The organism is Kitasatospora sp. NPDC087861 (assembly GCF_044742585.1).
Taxonomy (GTDB): domain Bacteria; phylum Actinomycetota; class Actinomycetes; order Streptomycetales; family Streptomycetaceae; genus Kitasatospora.
In genome coordinates this window covers 83,533-106,846 of sequence record NZ_JBIUUS010000018.1, presented here as the reverse complement: position 1 = coordinate 106,846, position 23,314 = coordinate 83,533, and the positions used below count along the sequence as shown (strand labels likewise).

The following is a 23,314-nucleotide window of genomic DNA, read 5'->3' as shown; positions in this document are numbered from 1 at the left end:
GGACCTCATCCGACCATTGGAGCGCCAGGCCCGGATCGCACGGACTCTTCCTACTGAAAGTAGGACGTGCTCTGGTAGCACCACTGACGCCTGACGAGGAATCATCTCCCTCGCGACACCCAGAACATTACCAGCCCAACACCCATATGCCGAATTCCCACCAATCCACCCCGGAAAAGCAAACAAGGCCCGGCACCCCGAAAGGCACCGGACCTCATCCGACCATTGGAGCGCCAGGCCCGGATCGCACGGACTCTTCCTACTGAAAGTAGGACGTGCTCTGGTAGCACCACTGACGCCTGACGAGAGATCATCTCCCTCGCGACGAGACGTACAGTACCAGCTGAATGATCTGGCACCGAACCGGAGGCGAACCCCGCATGACGAGCGCTCAACCCGAGGTCATCTCCTATGCCGACGGGCGGCTGACGGACGTCCACCGCCCGGCCGCCGGCACCGCCGGGCCCGCACCCGTCGTGCTGCTGTGGCACGGGCGGGGCCCCGACGAGCGTGACGTGCTGCGGCCGATCGCCCGGGAGGCCGCCGGGCTCGGGCTGCTGGTGTTCGTCCCGGACTGGCGCTCCGACCGGCCGGACGGCGGCCGCGCCGAACTGCTCGCCTCCCTCGCCCACGCCCGCCGCACCGCCGCCGGGTACGGCGGGGACCCGGAGCGCTTCGTCCTGGCCGGCTGGTCCTTGGGCGGCCGGGAGGCGATAGCCGTGGCCACCCACCCGGACACCCCCGCCGACCTGCGCCCCGTCGCCGCCGTCGGCATCTCCTCCAGCTATGCCCGCCCGGCGGTCACCACCGGGGACGCCCCCCTCGACCTCCTGGCCGACCACCCCTCCCCCGTCCCGCTCTGGCTGGTGCACGGCACGGAGGACGACGTGCTGGGCATCGAGCACACCCGGCAGCTGAGCGCTGCTCTGACAAAGCAGATGTCGGCGGTTCGAAACCGTCCGCGCCCACCAGCCAAAATGCCCCGGACCGATCATGGTCCGGGGCATTTGACATCTCAGCCTGACATCAGTGGCGCCGCTTGAGCAGCCGGTCCATGTTGCCGAGGGCCTCCCGCTGGGTGTCCTGGGCCACGTGGGTATAGACGTTCATCGTCAGCCCGATCTGGCTGTGGCCGAGGATCTCCATCACCACCCGCGGCGGCACCCCGCACGCGACGAGCAGCGTCGCGCACCCGTGCCGGGTGTCGTGCAGCCGGATGGCCGGGACCTCGGCAGCCTTGGACACCCGGACGAACGAGCGGTAGAGGTTGGTCGGCTCGATCGGCCGGCCGGTTCGGGTCGTGAAGATGTAGCCGGTCTCCTCCCACTTGTCTCCGGCAGTGCGCCGGGCCTCGTCCTGCCGCATCCGGTGCCAGCGCAGGGCCGCCACGCAGATCCGGGGGAGCGGCACCGGTCGGCGCTTCCCGCTCTTCGTGGTGTCCGCGTACAACTCGCCGCGGACGCGCTGCACCTGCTCGCGGACGACCAGGACCCGGTGGTCGAGGTCGACTTCCGACCAGCGGAGCCCGACGATCTCACCACGCCGCATGCCGAGCGCGATGGCGAGCACGAAGGCGGCGTACAGCGGGTCGGTGCGGGCAGCCGAGAGGAAGGTGAGCGTCTGGTCGAGCGTCCACGGCTTGATCTCACGGCTCGTCACCCGGGGCGGCGGGACCAGCATCGCGACGTTCCGCACGATCAGCTCGTCTCGGCACGCGGCGCTCAGGGCCGACCGGAGCACCCGGTGCGACTCCTTCGCGGTGGCGGCGCTGGACTGCTTGGCGACCTTCGCCAAGAACGTCCGCACGTCGCGCGGGCTCAGCGACTCCAGACCCTTGGAGCCGAGCAGGGGCACCAGGTAGAGGCGCACGTGCGTCTCGTACTTGGCCTGCGTGGTCTTCTTCCGCTGGGGCTTGATGAAGTGCTCCAGCCAGTACGGCAGCCACTCGGAGAGCTTCGCCGACTTGGTGGGGGTGGCGATGCCCTGCTTGGCGCGCTCCACCAACTCCTTGCGCTTGCCGTCGCACTCGTCCCAGGTCTTGCCGTAGACGAACTTGCGGGCCCACGTGCCGTCCGGCTGCGGGACGTAGACGGCGGCCTGGTACCGGCCGTCCTTGCGCTTCGTGACGGTGCCGGCGCCGTTGGGGTTTCGCTTGGTCATTAGGCGTTCTCCTCGATCTTGGAGCGGATGTATGAAGCAAGGCACTCGACCGGGATGCGGCGGGACCGACCCTCGGTGATGGTGCGGAGCTTCTTGGAGCGGATGAGGTCGTAGACCTTGCTGCGGCTCATGCGGAGCGCAGCCATGACTTCCTCGACGGTCAGGACCTCGGGAACAGCGGTGGCCATGAGGCGACTCCCGGTGGTTCGAGGCAGAACGAAGGGGCGGAGCCGGTGCTGGCTCCGCCCCTTCGTGCTCTGGGATCCGCTACTGCCGCTACTGCCGCTACCTCCCTGGTCAGGGGCATGTTTTTGGTAGCGGATTGGGTAGCGGTAGCGGATTGGTGCCGCTCTCGCCGGGTGGGCGGGAGCGGCGGGCGGCCTACGGCGCGGCGGCGGCCGGGGTGTCGGGTAGCGGATCGGTATCCGCTACCTGGGGCGTATCCGCTACCGGATACAGGGTCCTGACCTGCGCGGTAGCGGCGGTAGCGGCGGTAGCGGCTTCCTGGGGACGAGGCGGGCGGGGCGGGCAGTACCGCAGCCAGGCGTCGGCGAGGTCGGCGGCGTAGTAGCCCTTGGCGCTGCTCTTGGGGCCGGTCTTGATGTTGCGGGGCTTGATGGGGTCGTTGTCGGCGTTGACGTAGTCGCCGAGCATCTTGGCGAGGGCGCGGGCGGTGATGGGCTTGCCGTCGAGGTCGGCCCACGGGGCGTCGTCCAACTCGGCGAGCTTGCTGAGCAGTTCGGCGCTGAGCATCCGTTCGGCGCCGTCGAAGATGTCCCGCAGGTCGGCGAGGAGGCGGATGCCGACGCTGCCCTTGTCGTTGGCCTTGGAGGCGGTGACGAGCTGGACGCAGGCGGTGCGGGCACGTTCGGGCCAGTCGCCGCCGGCGGCGTCGGCGACGGCGAGCAGGGGCTCCCACACGTCGGCCGGGCGGTCGCTGATGCCCTCGGGCAGTTCGGGCCACGCGCCTTCGAGCTGGTCGCGGACGCTGCTGGCCCAGTCGGCGAGTCGGTCGCGCAGCTTGTGGCCCTCCGCCCGGTGGATGCGCTCGCGGTAGGGCTCGACCTTCTCGTTGGGTGCGCGGCGGCGCATCCGGATGACGACGGAGCGGCTCATGATGGTGTCGGGCAGGTCGCCGAGCCCGGCAGTGGCGAGGGCGGCGTAGACGGGGAAGGGCTGCACGGTCTGGGTGCCGCCGTCGCCGACGCAGCGCAGGACGACGCCGGAGCGGCGGTGGCCGGAGTTGATGAGGCCGCGCAGGTCTTCGTTGCCGGCGGCCCTGGGGCCGAAGACGGTGTCGATCTCGTCGAACAGGACGGTCGGGCGGGCGTCGGAGTCGGAGACGGTGCGGAACAACGCGGCCGGGCTGACGTCGGTGGTCAGCACCGGGCGGGGGGTGATCGTCTCCATGATCTCCAGCGCGCGGGTCTTTCCGGATCCGGGTTCGGGGCTCAGGAAGGCGATGCGCGGGGTGGACTCGAAGCAGTCGAGCAGGTGGGTGTGCGCGTCCCACAGCACGACCGCGGTGTACGCGGCTTCGCTGGGGAAGACGTTGAAGCGGCGGTGGAACGCCTCGACGGCGTCCAGCAGGGCGGCACCGTCCTCGGGGCCCGGCCGGTCCGGGGTCTTGGTGCTCTTAAGGGGGGAGTTCGGGAGGCTCATGCGGCGTCTCCGGCCGGGTTGTGTGCGATGGACCAGTTCAGGGCGTTGGTGATGGTCGCGTCGGCCTCGCGCGCAGTGAGGCCGGTCCGCTCGGCTGCCCCCTTAAGAGCCTGTTCGACCTCACCCCGGCTGAGCTTGCCGTTGGCGACGAAGCGGCCCAGCGCGCGGGCGGCCCGGGTGAGGGTCCAGTTGCGGCTGCCCTCGGTGGCGTCGGCGACGTTCGCCGTCTCGTTGCGCAGGGCGGCGTCGACGTACGCGGGCCGGGTGCCCGTGGTACGGCGTCCGGGCCGGAAGACCGGGGTGACGGGCCTCGGCGGCGGGGTGAGGAGGCGGGCGATCCAGTCGGGCAGGGGCGCCGGATCGGTGTCGTTGACGACCTCGTAGCGACGGTCGGCGACGTTGCTGCCCGCGGCGACGACGTAGCCGCCACCGGCCCGGGTGTCGATCAGCCACCCCAGCCCGGACCCGTGCTGACCGGCTGTGTTGCGCAGAGCGGTCCCGGCGGGGGCGGTGAAGTAGAGGTGGGTGCCGCCGCTGGGGGTGGCGACGGTGTAGGTGTCGGCCGGGAACGGCCGGCCGTTGCGCTCGCACAGCGCGGCCAGCACGTCGGCCCCGTCCGTCACCCGCTCGTCGGCCCACTCCGCAGGCGGGGCAGCGCCGGGCTTGGGGGTGTCGAGATCGACGACGACCAGCCCGGACGGGCCGGTCGCCAGGCCGATCCCGTACGGCCCGTGCGACCAGGTGCGGCGCACCGTGTCGGGATCGAGGGTGGCGCGCTGCTCCCAGCCCTGGTGGCCGGTGGTGCAGGGGCCGGTGCGGGGGCAGGCGGTGGCGGCGTGGAGGGCGGGGCGCTTGCTGCGGGGCAGCAGGGGGAAGACGTGCCAGCCGCGTTCGACGGCGGCAAGGGCGGCGGTGAGCAGGGGGTTGCCGGTCACGGCGAATCCCTTCGGCAGATCGGGCCCGGGGCCGGGGGCGGTCGGCCCCGGGCGGAGGAGTGTCAGTCGCTCTGGCCGAGGTCGAGGGCGAGGGGGAGCTGGCCGTCGTACATGGCCGCCGGGGCGGGCGGCAGCATTGCGTCGAGGGCGGCCTGGTGGGCCGGGTCGCCGACGAGGCAGATCACGCGCCTGTCGGCGGTGACGAGCCACTCGGGGTCGGCGTGGACGAGGTCGACGGCGGCCTCGCCGGTGGTGGAGTGGATCACGCACTCGTCGGCGCGGTCGGAGCCGTAGGCGGTACCGCAGACGTCGCACACGGCGACGTGGCAGATCACGGGCTTGATGGACACGGATTCTCCCGACAAGTCAGAAGTCGAACAGGCAGTCAGGCCCGGCGGCCGGGGCACTCGCCAGCCGGGCCTTGTCGACAGCGCGGCGGGTGGCGCTGTGGCAGGCCGGGCACCACGCCGCGAGCGCAGCCTTCGGGAGGGCGGCGGCCTTGTGCGGGGGCAGCAGCAGGGCATCCGCTTCGGCGGGGGCGGCGAGCAGGTGTACGGGGCCGGTGCCGTGGCGGACGTAGGCGCCGTGTTGGGCCGGGCAGCGTCCGCCGTCCTTGTCGTGGTTCTTGCCGCAGGTGCCGCGGCACTGGCAGCGGCCCGCGGCGGCCGCCATGACGGCCTGCCACAGGCCTTGCTGGTCGCCGAGGGGCGGCGTGCGGCGGGTCATGTCATGCACCACCCGGAGTCGCACAGCCCGTCACCGTCGTCGAGGTCGAAGAGGGTGTCGACGCCGTCCGGGATGGCCTGGCGCAGGGACCTACCGAACCGGGTCAGGTAGACGTGATCCTTGCCCAGCTCGTCACGACGCCGGTTCAGGAGGTCTTCGAGCTGGCAGGCCTTCTCGAACTGCTCCGGCTCGGAGCGACGCATCTCGTGCCAGGTCTCGGGACGCTTGAACGGGCAGAACCAGCACGACGACTTGGGCGGGACGGGCAGGCCGGCGTCGCGGATGACGCGCATGCAGTCCGCGCGGCGCAGGCCGAGCCGCAGCAGCGGGTAGTCGATGACCTCGTGCGGCTCGCACCTGCGGTTGTTGGCGCGGGCGATCTCGTCCACGCTGATGCCGATTCCAACCGTGGCGGGGGCCTGCTTGGTGGCGCCGCGGCGCTTCAGCTCCCTGCCGATCACCTTGATCTTGTAGTCGGCCGTGCAGGAGCGGGTGCCCGGGGCCCCGTTGGACATCCGCACCGGGATCTTCAGGGACTTCGAGCCCTCGCGGGTCAGCTCCCCGTAGAGGGTGCGGATCTCCTTCGAGCGGACCATCACCCGCTCAAGGGTGGTCAGTTCGATGCCGTGCGCCTTCGCGAACGGCCTGGCGACCTTGTCGACGTAGACCATGGTGGCGGGGTTCTCGGAGTCGTCGCCGACGTTGGCGAACAGGAACACCTGATAGTCGATGAGGCCCTGCGCGGCGAGGACCAGGGCGGCCGTGGACTGAACTCCGCCGCCGAAAGAGAATGACCTGAGCCCGGAGGGGACGAGGGTGGTGGTCACTGCTCGCCCCCGTCCTCGCTCTGGTGGTGGTCGAGCCAGGCAAACGCCGAGGTGGTCTGCGCGCGGTAGTAGACCTGGAGGGCGGCGCCGGGGACGCTGCCGGGGTGCACGCGGGGGTCGATGAGGCTGGCGTACAGGCGGGTGCCGTGGTGCACGCAGGCCTTGGCGGCGTCGCCGTGGCGGTCGAGGACGGTTACGGCGTCGTGCGGGCCCTCGCAGGGGCTGGCGTCGCCGAGGTGGGCGGCCTCGCAGCGAGGCTGCGGGCCGGGGGTGCTTCCGGACATACTGGGGTCCTCTGGTCTCCGTGAGGTGATCGGATGGGCCCCGCGGTGGCCGTCTCTCTGCCAAGATTCGGCGGCTGCTGCGGGGGTTCGTGCTGTTCGGGCTGGCCGTCTTGGCGCCGACGACAGCACGAGCGATAGGAGCTTTCGGCGACGGTGGTGGGCCGGTCAGCGGTTGCGGTTGGTGACGTTGACGCTCACGTTCACGGCGCCCTGCCCAGCCCGGCCGCCCGCGCCACCGCTGTTCTTGAGCAGGTAGAGGACGCCGAGGGCGGCGACGAGCAGACCGAGGCCGGTGGTGGCGGCGGCGAGGGTCTGGAGCAGGAAGCCGAGGCCGAGCCCTCCGGCGCCGACGCCGATGCCGCCGGCGAGCAGACGGGCGGGCCAAGGGTCGCGCACCGGGACCGGCGTCGGCAGCGGCACGGGGGTGTGCTGGGCGGGCAGGTAGGCGAGGGCGGGCCCGGGGTGCTGCAAGGGCACCGGGAGGGGTGCGGGCGGCTGGTAGAGGGCGAGCGGCGCCGCGGCGGGCGCGGTGGCGTAGTAGGGGGTGCCGTCCGGGGTGTAGAGCACCGGGGCGGCGTAGGCCTGCGGGTTGGTGGTGTTCACGGTGCTTCTCCCGTCGATGGTCTGTCGGGTGGTCAGTGGATGGTGGCGACGTAGTGGGCGAGGGCGGTGAGAGCGCTGTTGACGGGGCCGGCAAGTCCGGTACCGGCGACGGTGAAGCCGGACAGCCAGATGAGGACGGCGCTTCCGGCGCCGACGCGTTGGGAGCGGACGAGGACGACGGTGATGATCGCGAACAGGACGGCGGAGGAGACGGTGACGATCACGGAAGGTCCTTCCGGGCGCCCGGAGCGGCGCCCAGTGCGCGGTGAGTCGGTCAGTGGGGAGGAGTGTCAGGGGCGCGTGGGGTGGGGGTGTCAGAAGCGTCAGGAGTGGGTGTCAGACGCGTCTGACACCCCTCGCGCGCACGCGTTACCTGGGGAAATCGGCCCGTTCTGCGTCAGGGCCGTCTGACGCGTCAAACGCGTCAGGGCCGTCAGAAACCGGCAGGACGGTGGTTCAGGCAGCGACCGGCTGAAGCGGGACGATCTCGTAGCGGCCGACCTCGTCGGTCTCCCGCAGGCGGCCGGTGCCCACCATCTCGGCGACCTGTCCGGACACCCAGCCGCGGCCCCGGTGGAAGCGGTCGCAGAACTCCATAAAGTCGATCGGCCCCACCACAGTGCGGCCCTCGGCCTCGAAGTCGGCCAGCAGCTCGGTCATGATCTTCTTGGCCTCGGCCTTGCCGACCCGGGTACGCGGCGGGATCTCGGGCGGGGCGATCTCCACCACCTGCTCGACGGGCGGGAGTTCGGCGTCCGGATCGATCCAACCGTCCTCGTCGTCGGCGTCGTCTGCCGGGTCGCGGTCGTAGTCGTAGCGCATCGGGGCGTTCTCCTGGTCGTAGATCTCGCCGTCGTCGCCGTCCTCGGCGGGCAGGGCGGGGAGGGGGTAGCGGGTGCGCTGAGTGAAGGCGGGGCCAACCGCGTTGGCGGCGGCCTTGGCCGTGACCGGGTCGCACTGAGCCCGGACGTCGGCGAACTCGACGACGGCCCAGGTGATGGCCTCCACCGGGGTGAGGTAGGCACGGCCGGGGGTGGCCCAGAACGTCTCCGGGATGCCGTTGGCGACCAGGTAGAGGTAGCCGGGCTTCTTGTCCTTCCAGACGTGCGGCGCGGCGCCAGCGTCCAGGGCCTCGTCAGGAAGGGCGAACTGGGCGTCACGTTCGTCGCGGACCCCGCACACGGCGCTGGAGCCGAGGGAGGCACGGGTGTCGGTGCTCATCTGGGTGTGGGAGGCGCGCTGCATGGAGACGACCAGGGAGATTCCGGCGGAGCGTGCTTCCTGGCCGATGCCGGTGAAGACGTCGTCGTCGGTCTCGCGGACGGTCTTGGCGGCCTCTTCGAACCAGCCGATGAGGTAGGGCATGCCCGGGGAACCGTCGGCCTGGATCTCGGCACACTCCGGCACCCACTGCTTGTAGCCGTACTTGGCCAGCCAGGACGTGCGGGCCGGGATGGCTGCGCGCAAGGCGGTGATCATGGCCTTCGTGTCGTCCACGGTGAGCGCCGCCCAGTCGAGCGCGGGCAGCAGCGGACCGAGGGTCTGCTCCGCTTTGGCCGGATCGGACGCCCAGATGATGACGTCGCGGCGGGTGATGACCTCGTCCAGCGTGGTGATGCCAAGCTCGGACTTCCCGGAGCCGGTCATCCCCATGACCAGCAGATGCATCGCGTTACGGTGGGCGTCCGGGTCGCCGGGGAAGAACATCGCCATGTCGGCGCCGTCCTCGTAGATCCCGACGTGGATCGGGTCGGCGATGGAGCCGCCCGGGTGCGAGGGGCCCGGGTAGGGCACACCGGCCTTGAGCAGGTCGTTGGGCACCACGGTGAGAGTCGTGCGGGACGAGTCGTCCGGGTCGGGAGTCGTGCGCAGGGCGTTCTTGGCGACCCGCAGCGCGCCAGCGAGCTTGGGTAGCGCCTTGGACACGTCGTCGGGCGTCAACTCACCGCCAGGAAGCTGGAGTTCGAACTCGGCCTTGTTGGGCTGGACCTTCGCGGAGGTGACCAGGGTCTTGGCGAGTCCGACCTTCTCCAGCAGCCCCTTGTCGGCGCTCTCGCCGGCGCCCTCGGGGTTGACCCGCAGCAGCTGGCGGATGTTCCACGTCGCCGCGAGGGCCGGCGCCCCTATCAGGTAGAGGCTCGGCAGGGGCCCGGCGGCGGGACCGGCGAGCGCGGCGGCGGTGAACCAGGACGTGGACGCGGCCACGGTGATGGCGGAGTGGAGTCGGCGCTGGTGGCTGGTGGGCTTGCCGGCCCACCAGGTGGCGGCGGTGAGGCCGAGGGAGGCGAGGGTGAGTCCGACCGCGGCGGCCGCGGACTCGTTCCACATGTAGTTGGCCGGGAGGGAGAGGATGCCGGTGCCGGCGGCGACGATCCACGGCGGCAGGTAGGGCTTGGCGCGGTGGAGCAGGTACTCGCTGACGCCGCCCATGTGCTGGTTGGGGTCGAGGTGCAGGTAGCCGGGCTGGCCGGCGTCGAAGTGGGCAGGGGTCTGGTACTGGTGGCGGCGCACGGGCGGCCTCCCTGGGCTGCATGGGGTGTGGGGAGCGAGGAGGGCCCGGCCGGGGCAGACGCACGGCACAGCTCACCCGACCAGGTGGGGCGAGGGCTGCGTGCGCCCTGCCCCCGGCCGGGTGGAAGGGCTAGCCGCCGAAGTCGAAGCGGCGGCGGGGCTGGCGCGGGCGGGCGACGCGCGAGATCTCGGGGTCGTACTCGCGCTGGAACGCGGCGTAGGTGCGGGCGACCTCGGCGGCGCAGTCCTTCGCGTCGTCGGCGGCCTTCTTCAGGTGCTTGGCCACGCGGCGGGCGCGGGCCATGCCGCCGAACGGCCGGCCGTCGGGGTCCGGGACCTCCTTGAGGACGGCCTGGAGGATCTCGTGGGCCATGGCGAGGTCGAAGGAGAGCTGGGCGAACGTGGCGCGGCCGCGCTCGCAGAACTCCCGCACGTCGGCGTTGGTGAAGAACTCCGGGTCGCCCAGCGGCGAGTACCCCCGTCCACCGCCGGCCTGGCCGCCGCCGGACGGGGTGCCGATCCTGTCCCCGGCCGGGCCGGGACCGCGGCCGGCGCCGGTGCTGCGGTCGTAGGAGAAGTGGTAGCCGGAGCCGCCGCGCGGGGGCGGGGTCTTTCCGCCTCCACCGGTGCTACCGGAGCGACGCGGGGGCGGGAACGGGCTGCTGTACGAGGTGGAGCTCATCTGCGCTTCCTCCTGGGGGAGTTCAGTCCGTGTGGGCGGTGAGCGGTGTTACGGCCAGGGTGCGGCGGTGGCGCCACCAGAGCGTCTGGGCGGTGGCGATGCCGGCCAGCCACGCGGCGGCGAGCAGGCCGTTCGCGGGGCCGAACCAAATCGCGAGCGCCGACCAGGCGAGTCCGACCGACCAGGCGGCGACGGCGCGGGTGTGGGCGCGGGCCTTGCGGCGAACGGCCGAGCGCGGGTGCCGGTGGACGATCAGCGCCCACCCGCCCGGCAGCAGCACCGCCGGGACGGCGAGCGCGAGCGCGGCGGCCGGAACGGCGGACAGCACGCCGGCCGCCGCGAAGACGCCGATCCCGAACCAGGTCGGCGCCCAGGCGACACGCCGGCGCCACAGCACGCGGCCGGTCGCCAGCGCCAACCGCCCGGCGAGGGAGGGCTGTTGGGGGACCACGAGGACGACCGGGGCGGTGCCCCGGCCGAGGTTGACCACGTGCGCGGCGGACGCTCCCCGCCGGCCGCGCTGTGCGGGTATCTGCAACTTGGTGGTGCGGATGCGGGCCATGACGGACCTCCGGGGCGGGTCAGAGTCGGTAGGACTCCAGCGAGAAGAACAGGACGTTGCCGCGGCCCAGCTCGGGCCGCTGTTGGGTCAGCCACTCCAGGATGTCCAGGTATGCGCGCTCGCGGGTGCCGCCGGGCGCGACGGTCAGGGTGCCGTTGTGGGTGACGACGGCGTAGCCATTGGTCACCGGGTACTGGAGGGTGATCAGCCAGGTGTGGGTGGGCTCGGCGGCCGGGGCGGCGGTGGCGGTGTCGGACACGGTGCCTCCGGTTCTCAGGAGCGGGTGGTGGCGACGGCGTCGCCGGCCGCGGTGCGCTCGACGACGGGCTTGTCGAGGTCGCGGTGGCCGAGGTGGACGGTGATGCCGGCCTTGCCGAGGCGCTTGGCCAGGGCCATGGCCACGGTGGGGGCGCGGTGGCGGCCGCCGGCGCAGCCGATCACGATGTTCAGCGGTGCCTCGGCCGGGCCGGCGTCGAACGCCTCGGCCAGCAGCGCGGTCGCGCCGATCAGCTCCCGAATGCCGGAGGTGTTGAGCACCGCCCGGCGCACCGGCACGTCGAGGGCGGTCATATGGCGCAGGGCCGGGTCGACGTGCGGGTCGCGAAAATGGCGCCGCAGGTCGATGACGAGGGTGGCGAACGCGGGCGGGGCACCGTGCAGGTAGCCGAAACTGACCAGGCGAATGTCGGTCACGGACATGACTGGCCCTTTCGTCAGCGGGTCTGCTGGATGAGGGAGCCGAGCAGCTCCGGGCGGTTGGTGGCGCCGAGCGAGCGGCCGGCGGTGGTGAACAGGTGCCACCAGTGGGCGGTGCCGTCGTCGTTGCTGGTGTGGGCGCAGGTGAAGCCGTGGAGCGGGAAGACGTCCACGACGCGGGTCTGGGCGAACGCCGGCGGCGGGGTCGGGATGTGGTCGGTGTTCATGGCGGGCTCCTGGGAGGTCTCAGGCGGCGGCCGGCGCGTCGACGGCGCCGTGCTGCTCGTTGAAGCGCTTGTAGAGGCGGTTGACGTAAGAGGGGGCGCGGGTGGAGCGGCGGGCGGCCTCGTTCTGGGAGACGCCCTCGCGCCAGCACTGCTCGATCACGCGGGCGGCCTCGCTCTGGTCGAGACGGGCCGCGGCCGACTCAGCCGGGTCGTCGTCCTCGGCGTCGGTGTTCACCTCGTCGTCGGCGGTGAATACCTCGGGCTCCGGAGTGTTCACCGGAGCCGGTTCGGCCGGGTACACCGGTCCGTCGATCACGTCCTCGGCGCCGGCCGGGGCCGGGCCGTCGACGGATTCGACGGGGTCGACCGGGGCGGGGTGAATGGGGGTGAGCGCCGGGTGAACGGGCTCGGCATTCACCACGACCGCCGGAGCGGCCGGGAGTGCTTCCGGGGTGCTCGTGCCGGGCTTGGGCGGCAGGGGTTCGGCCGGTTGCGGGGCGGCGGTGAACGGGGTGAGCGGGAGGGTGAACAGCGGGGCGTTCACCACCTGCCGGGCGGCCTGCGGGATCGCGGCCGGCCGGGTGCGGAGCGGCGGACCGGGCCGCTGGGCGAGGCGGGCCATGGCGCGGCGGTAGGCGGGTCCGGCCTCGGCGACGAGCAGCAGCAACAGCGGCGGGATGAGGTGGATCACGACGCCGACCAGGTCTTTCGCCAGCGCGGCGGCCCCGATGTTGAGCCACACGGTCGCCAGGCCGGTGACCCACCGGAAGGCGGCCGGCCAGCGCCCGGCGCTCACGCCGTAGCGGGCCAGGGTGCTGTCCGCTTGCAGGCTCAGGATGAAGCACCCGTCGCCGGCGACGGCCATGATCGGGCCGGTGCCGTAGCCGGGTGAATGGGCGTCGATGAACGGGGCGGCGGTGGACATGCTCACCGCGACGACCGCCCCCGTCAGCACCCACGTTCCGGCGCTGATCACCCGGGAGGTCCGGCGGATCTGGGCCTTGGTGGGGACCTCGGTGAGCACCGGGTGAGTACCCCCGCCGGAGCGGTGAACGTTCACCCCGGGCTCCCGGTGTTCACCCGGGCCCGGGAGCGGGTCGCCCTACGCAGCAGGCCGGCGCGCTCGCGCTCGTTCAGACCGCCGAAGATGCCGTGCGGCTCCCGACGCTCCAACGCGTCGTCGAGGCACAGCAGCTGGACCGGGCACCCGGCGCAGATCATTTTCGCGCGACGTTCGGCCCACTCGGCGGCCTCCGGCCCGATCTCGTCCGGGTCCGGGTAGAACAGGCCGGTGTCGGCGTCGGCGCAGGCGGCGCCGCGCAGGTCGCCGTCTCCGTTCGGGCGGTACTCGGCGAGCACCGTGGCGGCCGGGCGGGCGGCCCGGTGCGGATTGCGGATGGCGGCCATGAACCGCCTGCCCTTGAGCGTCATCAGGCCGCCGCCTTCCAGGTCCGCACCCGGCAGCGTCCGGCGGTGTGCATCAGCGAGGACGCGAACCGGGCCGCCGGCCCGTCCAGGTCCCGCAGAACGGCCTGCGCGACATCGAGCCGGGCCCGCCGGTCCTCGGGGGTCTCGTCCTCGGTGCCGGTGAACAACTCGGCGTCGATGCCGAAGCCGAGTGCGAGTTCTGCGAACTCGTCCGGCGTCGCGGCATCCTGGCCTGCGACAATCAGTTTCATGGGTCGTGTTCCTTCACTCGGACGGCCCTGAGCGGTCCCGGTGTTCCCGCACCGGGACCGCAGCCGTGTTGGGGTCGGACGATCGACGAGCGTCCGCGCGGACCCGACGTACCTCCGCCGAGGCGGCGGGACGCCGGGAACCGTGACCGCTGGTCGACGCCTCACCGGCCAGTGGCGCGGTGAGGCGACCTATGTCTCTTGCGGTCGATCGGTTTCATCGGGACACCTCCTTCGGTTGAGCGGGCAAGGGAAACGCACTGCAAGGGGGGCCACGCCCCCACTCTCCGGCCGTTGCTCGCGGTCACCGGGCCACCTCGCCAGTCGGGGCCGAAGCCCCTGTCCCCTGGCCTTTGCGGAGATTGCAGCGTCCTCCGCCTCAGCTCGCAGACGCCCCTTTGGAGGGGCTGTTGCACCACTCCGGCAGGCGCGTTTGCGCAGTTCAGAGCAGCCCAAAGAAGGGCTGTCAGTTCGTCAGCCTCGCGATGCGAGACATGTTGAACATGTCTCTTACGATGCCGAGAAGCCGACGCTTCGTCAAGTCCTTCGCTTGGTCTGGCCGGTGAGTTCCGGCCGCGCATCAATAGATTCGGCCCTCCGGCCCTGTCGGAACACGGCGCGTCTGGACGGCTACGGTCCGACTTCGCTACGGTCGAAGTCGTCCCGGATCGTCCAAGCGCCGCACCATCGTCCAGGGGAGGGCGAGATGGCCAATGAGAGGCTGCGAGGGGCAATCCTCGCCAGCAATTTGACGATTGAGCAGATCGCGGAGCGGCTCGGCGTGAGCTCGCGAACCGTCGAGCGATGGGTGGAGGCCAAGGGCGAGCGCCGGCCGTACCGGCGCTTCCAGTACGCGCTCGCCAACCTCTTGCAGCGAGACCTGTCGGAACTCTGGTCGGACGAGCAGACCAGCAGCGCGGCGGCGGAAGCCGGACGGGCCGAGCTGGTGAAGCTGTACCCGCACCGCGCGGTTGTGCCGAAGGAACTGTGGACATCGCTCTACGCGAAGGCCGCGCGACACTTCGACCTGGTGGTGTACGCCGGATTCTGGCTCTCGGAGGACCCGCTGTTCTTCCGCCTCGTCCGAGAGAAGGCGCAGGCCGGCGTGCCGGTACGGCTCATGCTGGGTGACCCCGACTGCGTGGGCGTGGCTCAGCGGGGCGAGGATGAGGGGATCGGCCCGGCGATGGCGGGCAAGATTCGCAACGCGCTCGCCAACTACGCGCCGCTATTCGGCGTCCCCGGAGTCGAGTTCCGGCTCCACTCAACGACGCTCTACAACTCGCTCTACCGAGCCGATGACGACCTGCTCGTCAACGGACACGTCTACGGTGTCGGCGCCTATCTGGCGCCGGTGATGCACCTTTCCCAGGTGCCCGGCGGAGAGCTGTTCAGCACGTACGCGGCGAGCATCGAGCGGATCTGGGAGAGCTCCCGGGCCATCACCTCGCCACATCTTGAAAGTGAGGCCGCATGAGCCGCATCGACTACTTCCATGACCCGGCCGCCCCGCCGGCGAACTCCGTTGTGCCCTCCGTTACCGCCGTCGTGACGGACACCGATGGGCGGCTGCTGCTGATCCACAAGACGGACAACAACCTGTGGGCCCTCCCCGGCGGCGGGCACGACATCGGGGAGTCCGTGGCGGACACCGTGGTTCGTGAGGTCCGGGAGGAAACGGGGATCGACGTCGAGGTGGCTGCGGTCGTCGGCCTCTACACGGACCCTGGTCACGTCATGGCCTACGACGACGGGGAGGTCCGGCAGCAGTTCTCCATCTGCTTCCGGGCACGCCCTGTCGGTGGCGACCTGCGGACGAGTTCGGAGTCGAAGGAGGTCCGCTGGGTGAACCCAGCGGACCTCGACGACCTGGACATTCACCCGTCCATGCGGCTGCGGATCAAGCACGGCTTGGCATCGGACCGCACCGAGCCGTACATCGGCTAGGCCGACGTACCGATCTGGAGCAGCCGGCCCTCGATGCGTCGCGAGGCCGCATCGATCTCCGGCTGGGCGCGGCGGATGAACCGGCCGACGACGCTGTCGGGGCCGTATCGCCCCACGATCTCGGCGATCCGGTCGGGCGTCGTCGTCGGCTTGCCGTCCGGAGTGGTGGTCATGTCGCAGTAGATCAGTGCGTCGACCAAGTTGGGTTCCTCCAGCGGGAACTCCGCCTCCAACTCCCGGCGAAGGCCCCGTTCCTCGGCTTCGAGCAGGGCACAGGAGTGGTGGGCGACCAGGCGCACGACGCGCTCGTCCACGTTCTCCGCGCGGAGGAACCGCGCGCCGTCGAGCGGGTGGAAGCCCGTGTCGACGATCCGCGGAGAGTAGCCGACGTCGTGCAGGACTGCTGCGGACTCCAGCAGCTCAGCATCCGGGCCGAGGATGCCGGCCAGGGTGCGCGCCTTGCTGGCCACCCCCTTGGAGTGGTCCCAGCGGCGCGGCAGGTCGGCGGACAGAAGGGATTCGGCAAGCTCGTATGCCCACACGATGGCATCCGTTCCTAGGTGGCTGCGGTCAGGAGTGATTGGCGGGAAGGGCGCGGACGTGCCGCCCCTTCCCATGGCGGACTTCGAGAACGCCAGCCCCTTCCAGCTGAGCGAGGGCGCGTCGGACGGTGCCCCGCGCAGCGCCTGTTGTCCTGGTGAGTTCCTTCTCGGACGGGAACTCGGCGTCGACGCCGAGTTCGTGAACCAGGGCGGCGAGCTGGTCGAACACCGGGATCTTGGGCACGGATCCGACAATGAGCCACCCGACGCCTGGTTGCGATCGGATCAAGCCCTCGGCCGCGAGGACGTCGAGGGCGCGCTTCACCGTGGTGCGGGCGACGTCGTGCTCCTTCATCAGGTCGGCTTCCGATGGAAGCGACGCCATGGTGGAGTCTCCGCTGATCTTGGCGCGCAATGCGTCGGCAATCCGCAAGTACGTACCGCGCGGGCTCCGCTCAGGCACTGGGCCGCTCCTTCCGTAGGTGGATACCTAGACAGGATGGACGATCCCAGGGGCAGGTTGCCAGCCTCGGCGGCAGCCTGTCCCTAACCTGCGGTGAGCTGGGGTGATCTCACCCGACTGCGACATCAGCTTCTGACATCAACGACAGCGGACACCGGCAACCCCACCGGCATTCAGGTGGATCATTGCCGAGCCGCGATCACGGGCGTGTGCAGCTACGGACACCGCCCGATCGAACTGACAAAGCAGATGTCACCGGTGCGCGTCCTCGAACTCGCCACCGACCACGCGGGCGTCGTGATGACCGTGTACGACGCCGAGGCCCACCGCTGCCTCCCCACCACCGCCGAAGCCGTGCTGCGCGCCGGGCGCCGCACCGCCGCCGCCCTCGCCGAGGCGGCCGGGCTCTCCTGAGCCGTCAGCGCGGCCGGACCGGCTATCGCCCCACGACGAGGGCGCGCAGGCCGTGGCCGCGTTCCATGGCCTCCAGGTCTCGTTGCAGCGGCGGCCGGGGGACGGCCAGGACCGGGCAGGCCGCGTGGCGGACGCAGTAGGCGGTGACGGACGGGCGCAGCGCGCGGGAGAGGCGTCCGCGGCTGCTGCCGGCGCCGAGGATCAGCAGGTCGTCGGCGTGGTCGGCGCAGCGGACCAGACTGTGTCCGGTGTCGCCGCGGACCGCCTGGCAGCGCAGCCGGGCTCCGGCGTAGCGGCCGGCGAACGCCTCGTCGAGGGCTTGGCGCAGTCGCGCGACGGCGGCGTCGCGGCCGGCGGTGATGGCGGCCGGGCAGGGGGTACGGCGGTAGCCGAGTTCCTCGCCGGCCGAGGTCCAGCAGAGGACGGCGAGCACCTCGACGTCGGTGCGGCGGGCTTCGGCGACGGCGTGGTGGAGGGCGGCGATGCTGCCGAGCGAGCCGCTGACGCCGACGACGATCCGGCCCTCACGGTCGGGCCGCTCCGCCGCCTCGTCCGTGCCGGCCATGCCGCTTTCCGCCATGGTTCGCCCCGCCTCTCGGTCCGTCCCGCCGTGCCGTGCTGTCGTCTCCCAGCAAAGCGGGCGGGTGCCGCGCGCCCCGCGTCCGTTGACGCGGCTCTGACGCGCGGCCGGGCGTTCCGTACGCGTCCCTGATGCGGCTACGGACCCTCGGTCAGGCCGTGTCCCGCTTGACGGCGCCGCCGTGCGCCGTTCGGCTGCCGGCCGCGCCCGGTCGGCGGGGCGAGCGTCCCCAGCCCACCGGGTGTGCAGGATGGCGGCCATGAAGAGCGCACTCCCCATCCCCGTCCGCGGCGTCGGCGTCCTCCTCACCGCCCTCTCCCTTGCGGCCTCCCCGAGCGCAGCCTCCCCGAGCGCGGCCGGGACCGAAGTCGGGACCTCGGTCGGCGAGGGCCGCCCCGCCCGTACGACGTCCGCCTGGTTGCCCTGGTGGGGTGGAGACGGCGCGCTGGACGACGCCCTGCAGCACGCCTCGCAGCTCCACACCGTCAGTCCGTTCTGGTACGAGGCCACGTCCGACACCACCGTCGACGGCTACCCGGGCGCCGGCGATCAGCGGATCGTCGACCAGCTGCACGGCAAGGGGATCAAGGTCGTGCCCACCGTCATCGAGACCCCCGGTGCCGAGGCCATGGCGGAGCTCCTGGGCGACCCGGTACGCCGCACCGCCCACGCCGACGCCCTCATGGCGGTCGCCGCGAGCGCCGCGTACGACGGCCTCGACCTCGACTACGAACGCATGGCCGAGACCGACGACGAGCAGCTGCGCGAGCGGGTCCGCGTCGGCTACGACGCCCTGACCGGCGAGCTGTGCGCCCGCCTGCACGCCGGCGACAAACAGTGCGTCGTCACGGTCATGCCCCGCACCCGCGACTCGGGGCAGGCCTACGACTACGCGCACCTGGGCAGGGTCGCCGACCGGGTGCGCATCATGGGCTACAACCTCCACGACGCACTGGGCCGGCCCGGCCCGCTGTCCTCGCTCGCCTGGTACGAGGAGTTCCTCGGCTACGCCACCGGCGTCGTCCCCCGCGAGAAGCTGGAGGTCGCGCTGCCCGCCTACGGCTGGGACTGGACCGTCGGCTCCACCGACCGCGCCAAGCACGTGACGTCCACCGAGGCTGAGGCGCTGCGCCGGGACAGGCAGGCCGCGTACGTCTTCGACGAGGCCTCCGGCACACCGCACTTCACCTACACCGACGGTGGCAGGCGGCACGAGGTCTGGCACCAGGACGCGCACGGCAGCGCCGCCCACCTGGCGGTGATGGGGAAGTACGGCGTGCGCAACAGCGGCCTGTGGGCCCTGGGGTTCGAGGACCCAGGGCTGTGGCAGGCACTCGCGCAGCAGTAGCCCGCAGCACGGAGCGCCCGGTGCGTCCTGCCGGCAGGTGGGGCGGAGCCGCCCGTACTGCGGCCGTCGGACCCTAGGACCGGAAGTCCCAGGCGGGGAAGTCGTAGTCGTCCCACAGGGCGCGTTCGTCGTCGTGCGGCGCGTACCGGACGCTCGGGTCGAGGTCCCAGATCCGGGTCGCCCGGCTGTCCGGTGTGTAGCTGGGCCAGCCCGGCTCGCCCCGGCGGGCGAAGGAGGTCCAGGCCGCCATCATCCGGTCGGACAGGCGGGTGAGCAGGGGCCGCTGCTCGGCGACGGTCTGCGCGCCGCGCGGGAGCGGGCCGAGGTCCAGGCCGCCGAAGACGAAGGGCAGTTCCAGGGTGTGCATGGCGCCCAGGTTCTGCGCGGCCGGCAGCCCGGGGACGTAGGGCACGTGCCAGTCGAACTGGTAGACGTAGGTGGGCCGCCAGCGGGACTGGGCCTCGGCGAGGCGCAGGGTGGGCACCCGCTCCACCTGGTCGGTGATCATCGCGTTCACCACCCGGCCCTCGGCCAGCCCCGGGCGGTTCGCGGCGTAGTGGTCGTACATCTGCTGCTTGCGGTCGGCGAGGACCGCGGGCAGGCTCCGGTAGGCGCTCAGCGGGTAGTCCAGGATCTTGGGGTTGAACAGCGCCCAGTAGTCGGTCTCGTTCTCCGTGGTGCCGGTCATCACGTCGACGTGACGGGCGCTTCCGGCCGCGACCCGCTCGACCACGGGTCCCGGCACCAGCGAGCCGTCGATGGAGGGCCCGAAGAAGACGGCGGAGGAGAGCCCGGACAGCCCGCTCTGCGCCTGCTCCTGGAGTTGCAGGACCTGCTGGGTGGTCAGCCGGTCGAGGTCGGCGACCGACCGGATGCCCCCGGTGGCGAGGATGTGCCGGGCGGTGTTCTGCGCGGCGTCCGCCGTGTGCACCAGGTACCCGGGCCCGCTCTGGACGATGGCGTGGCGGAAGAGCCGCTCGGGGTGGTCGCCGGCCAGCATCGCGCTGATCGAGATCGCGCCCGCCGACTGTCCGAAGACGGTGACGTCGTCCGGGTTCCCGCCGAAGGCTGCGACGTGCTGACGGACCCAGGCCAGCGCGGCCCTCTCGTCGCGCAGGCCGTTGTTGCCCGAGCCGGCGTAGGCCGGGTCGAGCGAGCCGAGTTCCGTCCAGCCCAGGATGCCGAGCCGGTAGTCGAGGTTCACCACCACCGTGTCGCCCCGCGCGGCCAGCCGGCCGCCGTCGAAGACCGCCTGGCCGGCCGAGCCGAGCTCGTCCGCACCGCCGTGCAGGAACACCATCACCGGCTTGTCCGCGCCTCGGGCCCGCGGTGCCCACACGTTCAGGTACAGGCAGTCCTCGACCCCCTCGCCACCCGCGCTCAGGTCCTGTGGGCAGCCGGGCTTGGCGGCGGTGGCCGGGAGCGTGCCCCGCCAGGCCGCGGCCGGCTGCGGCGGGCGGAACCGGCGATCCCCGGTCGGGGGCGCCGCGTACGGCACTCCGAGGAAGGCGCAGCGGCCGTCCTGCGCCACGCCCTGGACCCGGCCGGCCGAGGTGGTGGCCCGGCACCCCCGCGTCACCCCCTCCGCCGCCCCCTGGGCCTCGGCCGGAACGGCCGCCGCCGACACCGTCAGCAGCAGTGCCGCCGCGGCCGTCACCACCCTGCCCCACCGCTTCACCGTGCGCACCCGTGCCACCCTGCGCTCCCTCCGACGTGGACGCCCCGGCGGGGCCGGGACGTGATGCCGGCTCAAGCGTGCTCGGGTGCCCGGTGCGCTGTCCTGGCCGCCGGGGTGGACTTTCCGGGTCTCCACCCCGGGATGGAGAGGGTGGAGACCAGCCGCACCGCGGATGTTCTGCGCGGTGTCACGCACGCCGAGCGGCACCAATAACTCGGCTGCCGCCGAGGTGAACTGTCGTCGCATCAGGTTCTCGTGGCCCCGACCCCCGGTGTCCGCGCCGGACGCCACGGCGCGACCCGCCGCCACCTCACGCCTCAACTGGTCGTTCCACCAGCGCACTTGCTCACCATCGGATCATCCCGCCCGACGGACACCGCACGGGACCAGCAAGACCACCGGGAGCACCGGGAGCAGCGGGACCAGGGGGACCGGCGGCCGCTCAGGCGTCGGGCGGTGCGGCCTCCCAGAGGTCGGCGAACATCCGGTCCAGGTGCTCTTCGCCGATCGGGGGAACGGGCAGCGGGTGGGTGGCCTGGGCACGGAAGCCGTCGAGCAGCAGGGCGAGGTAACGGCGCCAGAGGTCGGGGCGCAGTTCGGTGGTGGCGGGCAGGGCGCGGCAGAGCGGGCCGAGCATGAACAGCAGGTCCATGGTGACCACGTCGCGCCGCATGGTGCCCTGCTCCTGGGCGCGGGCGATGAGGGCGCCGACGGTGGCGGCGTTGCGGCGGCCGATCTCGATCATGCCGGGGATGGTGGGGATGGCCTGGGTGACCAGGTCGTTGATGCCCCGGTCGGCGGCGACGAGTTCGAAGATCCGCTCGTAGTAGCGTTCCAGGGCGGTCCAGGCGTCCTCGGTGGCGAGGGCTTCCTCACCCGCCCCGGTCAGGGTGGCGGCGGCGTCGGCGAACACCTCGCCGATCAGCGCCTCGCGGGTCGGGAAGTGACGGTAGAGGGTGGCGTTGCCGACCCCGGCCTCCTTGGCGATCTGGTCCAGCGGGACGTCGAGGCCGTTCCGGGAGAACATGTCGCGGGCGGCGGCGAGCAGCAGATCGCGGTTGCGCTGCGCGTCGCGCCGGAGCCGTCCCGGGGGGTTCGCGCTGCTCGGTGCCATGCCCCGACCCTAGCAATCCCGGAGGCGGGCGGCCGGGCGGCGACCGACTACCGTACGAAGGCACCGGGCCCGCGAGAGCCGGCGGCAGGGCCCACGGGCCCGGGCCCGCAAGGGGCCACGAGGAGACGAGGGGGCGGCCATGGCCGACGTGGTGGAGTTGCGGTACTACCCGGTGAAGGGGTGCGCCGGGGTCCAGGCGGCCAGCGCGGAGCTGACCTTCGCGGGCCTGGCCCACGACCGGGCGTTCATGGTGGTGGACGAGGACGGCGTGTTCCGCTCCCAGCGCCGGGACCGCCTGCTGGCCGCCGTCCGCCCGACGGTCGGGGAGGACGGCCGCCGGCTGACCCTCGCCGCGCCGGGCGTCGCACCCGTGAGCGTCGCCGTGGACACCGAGGGCCCACGCCGGGCGGTGCAGCTGTTCGGCGCCCCGTTCTTCGGGATCGACCAGGGCAAGGAGGTCGCCGACTGGCTGGCCGAGGTACTGGGTGTGCGCAGCCGGCTGGTCCGGGTGCCGCCGGAGCACGACCGGGTGACCGACGGGCTGACTCCGGGCACCTCCGGCTACGCCGACAGCTGCGCGGTGCACGTGCTGTCCCGTGCCTCGCTGGAGCGCTTCAACGCGCTGAGCGGTGGAAGCCCGCTGTCGGTGGACCGGTTCCGCCCGAACCTGGTGGTGGACGGCTGGGCCGAGCCGCACACCGAGGATCTGGCCCGCCGGATCACCGTGGGCGGCGCCGAGTTGGGCTACGCCAAGCTCGCGATCCGCTGCGCGGTGACGCTGGTCGACCAGTCGACCGGCGCGAAGGCCGGTCCGGAGCCGCTGCGGACGCTGGCCCGCTACCGCCGGGCGGCGGCCGGCGGGGTCGCGTTCGGCAGCAAGTTCGCCGTCCTACGACCCGGCACGCTGCGGGTCGGGGACGAGCTGGCGGTGAACGCCTGGGGGCCGTCCGAGCTCTGAGTCCGCACCAGGGCCGTGTCCGGACCGACGGCCCCGCCGGGCGCCCCGGCGGCCCCGGCGGGGAAGTGCGCCGGGGCCGGGAAGGGTGGAGCGGGGGGCGCGCTTCAGCAGCCCTGGTCGATCAGCGAGAACGTGGCGTAGTGGTCGCCGGTGTAGTAGTCCTCCTGGGTCTCCTGGCCGGTGATGATCCGGCGGGTGCCACGGGTCGGGGCGCCGGGCGTGATGACGGTGTACTCGTGGTAGTAGCCGTAGGACTGGCTGGGCAGGACGTGCTCCCGGTTCTGGAACACCACACCGTCCTGCGAGTACGGGAACGGCCCGTCACTGGCGATCAGGTTGAGGGTGTCGGTCGCCTCGGCCGGGAGGGCGGACAGACACACCGTGCCGCTCACGTCGGCGTGCGCCTCGGTGGCGACGGCGACGGGCGCGAGGGTCATCAGGGCGACGGCGGTGACGGCGGCAGCGCGGGTCTTCCACGCGCGTAGAGTGCGAGTCATGTCCATCAGTGTGGCGAGCCACCGACAACTCCGGAAGCCCTCCGACGAAGTGTTAACCGGCGGGTAACTCCCGTGTCCGACGAGCGACTTGACTCGTATTCCGGCCCCACGTCGAGCCCCGCCGGAACCGTTCACGAACCGCCCCGACACCCCATGGGTCGACCGCCGTCGAACTAGCGCCGCCGCCGCTGTCGGCATCCTCACACCTTCCCCACGTTCGCT

General features: G+C 72.1%; 30 protein-coding genes and 1 tRNA gene. 6 read left to right on the top strand and 25 right to left on the bottom strand.

Annotated features, from left to right (window positions below):
- Positions 1-892: 892 nt before the first annotated feature.
- A tRNA-Val gene (locus tag ACIOJE_RS24925) sits at positions 893-971 on the top strand.
- 55 nt (positions 972-1,026) lie between these two features.
- On the opposite strand, the gene xerC is transcribed toward ACIOJE_RS24925, so the two are convergent.
- The 19 genes from xerC to ACIOJE_RS24830 all read right to left on the bottom strand — a co-directional run bounded on the left by xerC (position 1,027) and on the right by ACIOJE_RS24830 (position 13,554).
- The gene (xerC, locus tag ACIOJE_RS24920; RefSeq protein WP_400778942.1) at positions 1,027-2,160 is read right to left on the bottom strand and encodes a tyrosine recombinase XerC; all 1,134 of its coding nucleotides are present in this window, start codon (positions 2,158-2,160) and stop codon (positions 1,027-1,029) included.
- A complete protein-coding gene (locus ACIOJE_RS24915) occupies positions 2,160-2,348 on the bottom strand; it encodes a helix-turn-helix domain-containing protein (protein ID WP_400778940.1) in 189 nt (62 codons plus the stop codon). Before ACIOJE_RS24915 ends, xerC begins: the two co-directional genes overlap by 1 nt.
- A 193-nt stretch (positions 2,349-2,541) precedes the next feature.
- Positions 2,542-3,822: a DUF3631 domain-containing protein gene (locus ACIOJE_RS24910; protein WP_400778938.1), complete on the bottom strand. Its 1,281-nt coding sequence runs from the start codon at positions 3,820-3,822 to the stop codon at positions 2,542-2,544.
- The gene (locus ACIOJE_RS24905; RefSeq protein ID WP_400778936.1) at positions 3,819-4,757 is read right to left on the bottom strand and encodes a bifunctional DNA primase/polymerase; all 939 of its coding nucleotides are present in this window, start codon (positions 4,755-4,757) and stop codon (positions 3,819-3,821) included. The genes ACIOJE_RS24910 and ACIOJE_RS24905 overlap by 4 nt, the downstream gene beginning before the upstream one ends.
- A gap of 62 nt (positions 4,758-4,819) precedes the next feature.
- A complete protein-coding gene (locus ACIOJE_RS24900) occupies positions 4,820-5,107 on the bottom strand; it encodes a hypothetical protein (protein WP_400778934.1) in 288 nt (95 codons plus the stop codon).
- A gap of 16 nt (positions 5,108-5,123) precedes the next feature.
- The gene (locus ACIOJE_RS24895) at positions 5,124-5,483 is read right to left on the bottom strand and encodes a hypothetical protein (RefSeq protein ID WP_400778932.1); all 360 of its coding nucleotides are present in this window, start codon (positions 5,481-5,483) and stop codon (positions 5,124-5,126) included.
- Positions 5,480-6,310, bottom strand: a complete 831-nt coding sequence (locus tag ACIOJE_RS24890; protein ID WP_400778930.1) for a phosphoadenosine phosphosulfate reductase — start codon at positions 6,308-6,310, stop codon at positions 5,480-5,482. Before ACIOJE_RS24890 ends, ACIOJE_RS24895 begins: the two co-directional genes overlap by 4 nt.
- Complete coding sequence (locus ACIOJE_RS24885; protein ID WP_400778928.1) at positions 6,307-6,594, bottom strand: hypothetical protein; 288 nt, start codon at positions 6,592-6,594, stop codon at positions 6,307-6,309. The genes ACIOJE_RS24890 and ACIOJE_RS24885 overlap by 4 nt, the downstream gene beginning before the upstream one ends.
- Before the next feature lie 165 nt (positions 6,595-6,759).
- Positions 6,760-7,197 carry a hypothetical protein gene (locus ACIOJE_RS24880; protein WP_400778926.1) on the bottom strand — a complete coding sequence of 146 codons (438 nt, stop codon included), beginning with the start codon at positions 7,195-7,197 and terminating at the stop codon, positions 6,760-6,762.
- A 32-nt stretch (positions 7,198-7,229) separates the two neighbouring features.
- Positions 7,230-7,421, bottom strand: a complete 192-nt coding sequence (locus ACIOJE_RS24875) for a hypothetical protein (RefSeq protein ID WP_400778924.1) — start codon at positions 7,419-7,421, stop codon at positions 7,230-7,232.
- 232 nt (positions 7,422-7,653) lie between these two features.
- Positions 7,654-9,708 carry a plasmid transfer protein TraB gene (gene traB / locus ACIOJE_RS24870; protein ID WP_400778922.1) on the bottom strand — a complete coding sequence of 685 codons (2,055 nt, stop codon included), beginning with the start codon at positions 9,706-9,708 and terminating at the stop codon, positions 7,654-7,656.
- A 130-nt stretch (positions 9,709-9,838) separates the two neighbouring features.
- Positions 9,839-10,390, bottom strand: coding sequence for a plasmid transfer protein TraA (traA, locus tag ACIOJE_RS24865; protein ID WP_400778920.1), 552 nt, complete (start codon positions 10,388-10,390; stop codon positions 9,839-9,841).
- Positions 10,391-10,412: 22 nt separating this feature from the next.
- Positions 10,413-10,952, bottom strand: coding sequence for a hypothetical protein (locus ACIOJE_RS24860; protein ID WP_400778918.1), 540 nt, complete (start codon positions 10,950-10,952; stop codon positions 10,413-10,415).
- Positions 10,953-10,971: 19 nt separating this feature from the next.
- A complete protein-coding gene (locus tag ACIOJE_RS24855; RefSeq protein ID WP_400778916.1) occupies positions 10,972-11,211 on the bottom strand; it encodes a hypothetical protein in 240 nt (79 codons plus the stop codon).
- 14 nt (positions 11,212-11,225) lie between these two features.
- Positions 11,226-11,651: an ATPase gene (locus ACIOJE_RS24850; RefSeq protein WP_400778914.1), complete on the bottom strand. Its 426-nt coding sequence runs from the start codon at positions 11,649-11,651 to the stop codon at positions 11,226-11,228.
- 14 nt (positions 11,652-11,665) lie between these two features.
- Positions 11,666-11,875: a hypothetical protein gene (locus tag ACIOJE_RS24845; RefSeq protein WP_400778912.1), complete on the bottom strand. Its 210-nt coding sequence runs from the start codon at positions 11,873-11,875 to the stop codon at positions 11,666-11,668.
- A 19-nt stretch (positions 11,876-11,894) separates the two neighbouring features.
- A complete protein-coding gene (locus ACIOJE_RS24840; RefSeq protein ID WP_400778910.1) occupies positions 11,895-12,935 on the bottom strand; it encodes a hypothetical protein in 1,041 nt (346 codons plus the stop codon).
- Positions 12,932-13,306 carry a WhiB family transcriptional regulator gene (locus tag ACIOJE_RS24835; RefSeq protein WP_400778908.1) on the bottom strand — a complete coding sequence of 125 codons (375 nt, stop codon included), beginning with the start codon at positions 13,304-13,306 and terminating at the stop codon, positions 12,932-12,934. Before ACIOJE_RS24835 ends, ACIOJE_RS24840 begins: the two co-directional genes overlap by 4 nt.
- A complete protein-coding gene (locus tag ACIOJE_RS24830; protein ID WP_400778906.1) occupies positions 13,306-13,554 on the bottom strand; it encodes a hypothetical protein in 249 nt (82 codons plus the stop codon). The genes ACIOJE_RS24835 and ACIOJE_RS24830 overlap by 1 nt, the downstream gene beginning before the upstream one ends.
- 703 nt (positions 13,555-14,257) lie before the next feature.
- On the opposite strand from ACIOJE_RS24830, the gene ACIOJE_RS24825 reads away from it, so the two are divergent.
- Positions 14,258-15,028 carry a helix-turn-helix domain-containing protein gene (locus tag ACIOJE_RS24825; protein WP_400778904.1) on the top strand — a complete coding sequence of 257 codons (771 nt, stop codon included), beginning with the start codon at positions 14,258-14,260 and terminating at the stop codon, positions 15,026-15,028.
- Positions 15,025-15,498, top strand: coding sequence for an NUDIX domain-containing protein (locus tag ACIOJE_RS24820; protein ID WP_400778902.1), 474 nt, complete (start codon positions 15,025-15,027; stop codon positions 15,496-15,498). Before ACIOJE_RS24825 ends, ACIOJE_RS24820 begins: the two co-directional genes overlap by 4 nt.
- On the opposite strand, the gene ACIOJE_RS24815 is transcribed toward ACIOJE_RS24820, so the two are convergent.
- Together ACIOJE_RS24815 and ACIOJE_RS24810 are read right to left on the bottom strand one after the other, a co-directional pair.
- Entirely contained in the window at positions 15,495-16,040 is a 546-nt protein-coding gene (locus tag ACIOJE_RS24815) for an HD domain-containing protein (protein WP_400778900.1), read from the bottom strand. The genes ACIOJE_RS24820 and ACIOJE_RS24815 overlap by 4 nt on opposite strands.
- 28 nt (positions 16,041-16,068) lie before the next feature.
- Complete coding sequence (locus ACIOJE_RS24810) at positions 16,069-16,503, bottom strand: GntR family transcriptional regulator (RefSeq protein WP_400778898.1); 435 nt, start codon at positions 16,501-16,503, stop codon at positions 16,069-16,071.
- Positions 16,504-16,752: 249 nt separating this feature from the next.
- Here ACIOJE_RS24810 and ACIOJE_RS24805 point away from each other — a divergent pair, with 249 nt between their 5' ends.
- Positions 16,753-16,917, top strand: a complete 165-nt coding sequence (locus tag ACIOJE_RS24805; RefSeq protein ID WP_400778896.1) for a hypothetical protein — start codon at positions 16,753-16,755, stop codon at positions 16,915-16,917.
- Between the two features lie 22 nt (positions 16,918-16,939).
- Here ACIOJE_RS24805 and ACIOJE_RS24800 read toward each other — a convergent pair whose 3' ends face one another.
- Positions 16,940-17,482, bottom strand: coding sequence for a universal stress protein (locus ACIOJE_RS24800; RefSeq protein ID WP_280684704.1), 543 nt, complete (start codon positions 17,480-17,482; stop codon positions 16,940-16,942).
- Positions 17,483-17,756: 274 nt separating this feature from the next.
- On the opposite strand from ACIOJE_RS24800, the gene ACIOJE_RS24795 reads away from it, so the two are divergent.
- Complete coding sequence (locus ACIOJE_RS24795; protein ID WP_400778894.1) at positions 17,757-18,845, top strand: glycosyl hydrolase family 18 protein; 1,089 nt, start codon at positions 17,757-17,759, stop codon at positions 18,843-18,845.
- Between the two features lie 73 nt (positions 18,846-18,918).
- Here the strand turns inward: ACIOJE_RS24795 and ACIOJE_RS24790 are convergent, their stop codons facing one another.
- On the bottom strand, positions 18,919-20,541 hold the full coding sequence (locus ACIOJE_RS24790; RefSeq protein WP_280684706.1) for a carboxylesterase/lipase family protein: 1,623 nt from the start codon (positions 20,539-20,541) through the stop codon (positions 18,919-18,921).
- 424 nt (positions 20,542-20,965) lie between these two features.
- Positions 20,966-21,637: a TetR/AcrR family transcriptional regulator gene (locus tag ACIOJE_RS24785; RefSeq protein ID WP_400778892.1), complete on the bottom strand. Its 672-nt coding sequence runs from the start codon at positions 21,635-21,637 to the stop codon at positions 20,966-20,968.
- 139 nt (positions 21,638-21,776) lie between these two features.
- Between ACIOJE_RS24785 and ACIOJE_RS24780 the strand changes: the two genes are divergently transcribed.
- Positions 21,777-22,595: an MOSC domain-containing protein gene (locus tag ACIOJE_RS24780; protein WP_280684708.1), complete on the top strand. Its 819-nt coding sequence runs from the start codon at positions 21,777-21,779 to the stop codon at positions 22,593-22,595.
- 104 nt (positions 22,596-22,699) lie between these two features.
- On the opposite strand, the gene ACIOJE_RS24775 is transcribed toward ACIOJE_RS24780, so the two are convergent.
- A complete protein-coding gene (locus ACIOJE_RS24775) occupies positions 22,700-23,092 on the bottom strand; it encodes a ribonuclease (RefSeq protein ID WP_400778889.1) in 393 nt (130 codons plus the stop codon).
- Between the last annotated feature and the right edge of the window lie 222 nt (positions 23,093-23,314).

Bases quoted from the DNA above. Each gene is read 5' to 3' on its own strand.
- xerC (WP_400778942.1), bottom strand. From the start codon at position 2,160: ATGACCAAGCGAAACCCCAACGGCGCCGGCACCGTCACGAAGCGCAAG.
- ACIOJE_RS24915 (WP_400778940.1), bottom strand. From the start codon at position 2,348: ATGGCCACCGCTGTTCCCGAGGTCCTGACCGTCGAGGAAGTCATGGCT.
- ACIOJE_RS24910 (WP_400778938.1), bottom strand. From the start codon at position 3,822: ATGAGCCTCCCGAACTCCCCCCTTAAGAGCACCAAGACCCCGGACCGG.
- ACIOJE_RS24895 (WP_400778932.1), bottom strand. From the start codon at position 5,483: ATGACCCGCCGCACGCCGCCCCTCGGCGACCAGCAAGGCCTGTGGCAG.
- ACIOJE_RS24885 (WP_400778928.1), bottom strand. From the start codon at position 6,594: ATGTCCGGAAGCACCCCCGGCCCGCAGCCTCGCTGCGAGGCCGCCCAC.
- traA (WP_400778920.1), bottom strand. From the start codon at position 10,390: ATGAGCTCCACCTCGTACAGCAGCCCGTTCCCGCCCCCGCGTCGCTCC.
- ACIOJE_RS24860 (WP_400778918.1), bottom strand. From the start codon at position 10,952: ATGGCCCGCATCCGCACCACCAAGTTGCAGATACCCGCACAGCGCGGC.
- ACIOJE_RS24850 (WP_400778914.1), bottom strand. From the start codon at position 11,651: ATGTCCGTGACCGACATTCGCCTGGTCAGTTTCGGCTACCTGCACGGT.
- ACIOJE_RS24845 (WP_400778912.1), bottom strand. From the start codon at position 11,875: ATGAACACCGACCACATCCCGACCCCGCCGCCGGCGTTCGCCCAGACC.
- ACIOJE_RS24835 (WP_400778908.1), bottom strand. From the start codon at position 13,306: ATGACGCTCAAGGGCAGGCGGTTCATGGCCGCCATCCGCAATCCGCAC.
- ACIOJE_RS24830 (WP_400778906.1), bottom strand. From the start codon at position 13,554: ATGAAACTGATTGTCGCAGGCCAGGATGCCGCGACGCCGGACGAGTTC.
- ACIOJE_RS24825 (WP_400778904.1), top strand. From the start codon at position 14,258: ATGGCCAATGAGAGGCTGCGAGGGGCAATCCTCGCCAGCAATTTGACG.
- ACIOJE_RS24820 (WP_400778902.1), top strand. From the start codon at position 15,025: ATGAGCCGCATCGACTACTTCCATGACCCGGCCGCCCCGCCGGCGAAC.
- ACIOJE_RS24805 (WP_400778896.1), top strand. From the start codon at position 16,753: ATGTCACCGGTGCGCGTCCTCGAACTCGCCACCGACCACGCGGGCGTC.
- ACIOJE_RS24800 (WP_280684704.1), bottom strand. From the start codon at position 17,482: ATGGCCGGCACGGACGAGGCGGCGGAGCGGCCCGACCGTGAGGGCCGG.
- ACIOJE_RS24795 (WP_400778894.1), top strand. From the start codon at position 17,757: ATGAAGAGCGCACTCCCCATCCCCGTCCGCGGCGTCGGCGTCCTCCTC.
- ACIOJE_RS24785 (WP_400778892.1), bottom strand. From the start codon at position 21,637: ATGGCACCGAGCAGCGCGAACCCCCCGGGACGGCTCCGGCGCGACGCG.
- ACIOJE_RS24780 (WP_280684708.1), top strand. From the start codon at position 21,777: ATGGCCGACGTGGTGGAGTTGCGGTACTACCCGGTGAAGGGGTGCGCC.
- ACIOJE_RS24775 (WP_400778889.1), bottom strand. From the start codon at position 23,092: ATGACTCGCACTCTACGCGCGTGGAAGACCCGCGCTGCCGCCGTCACC.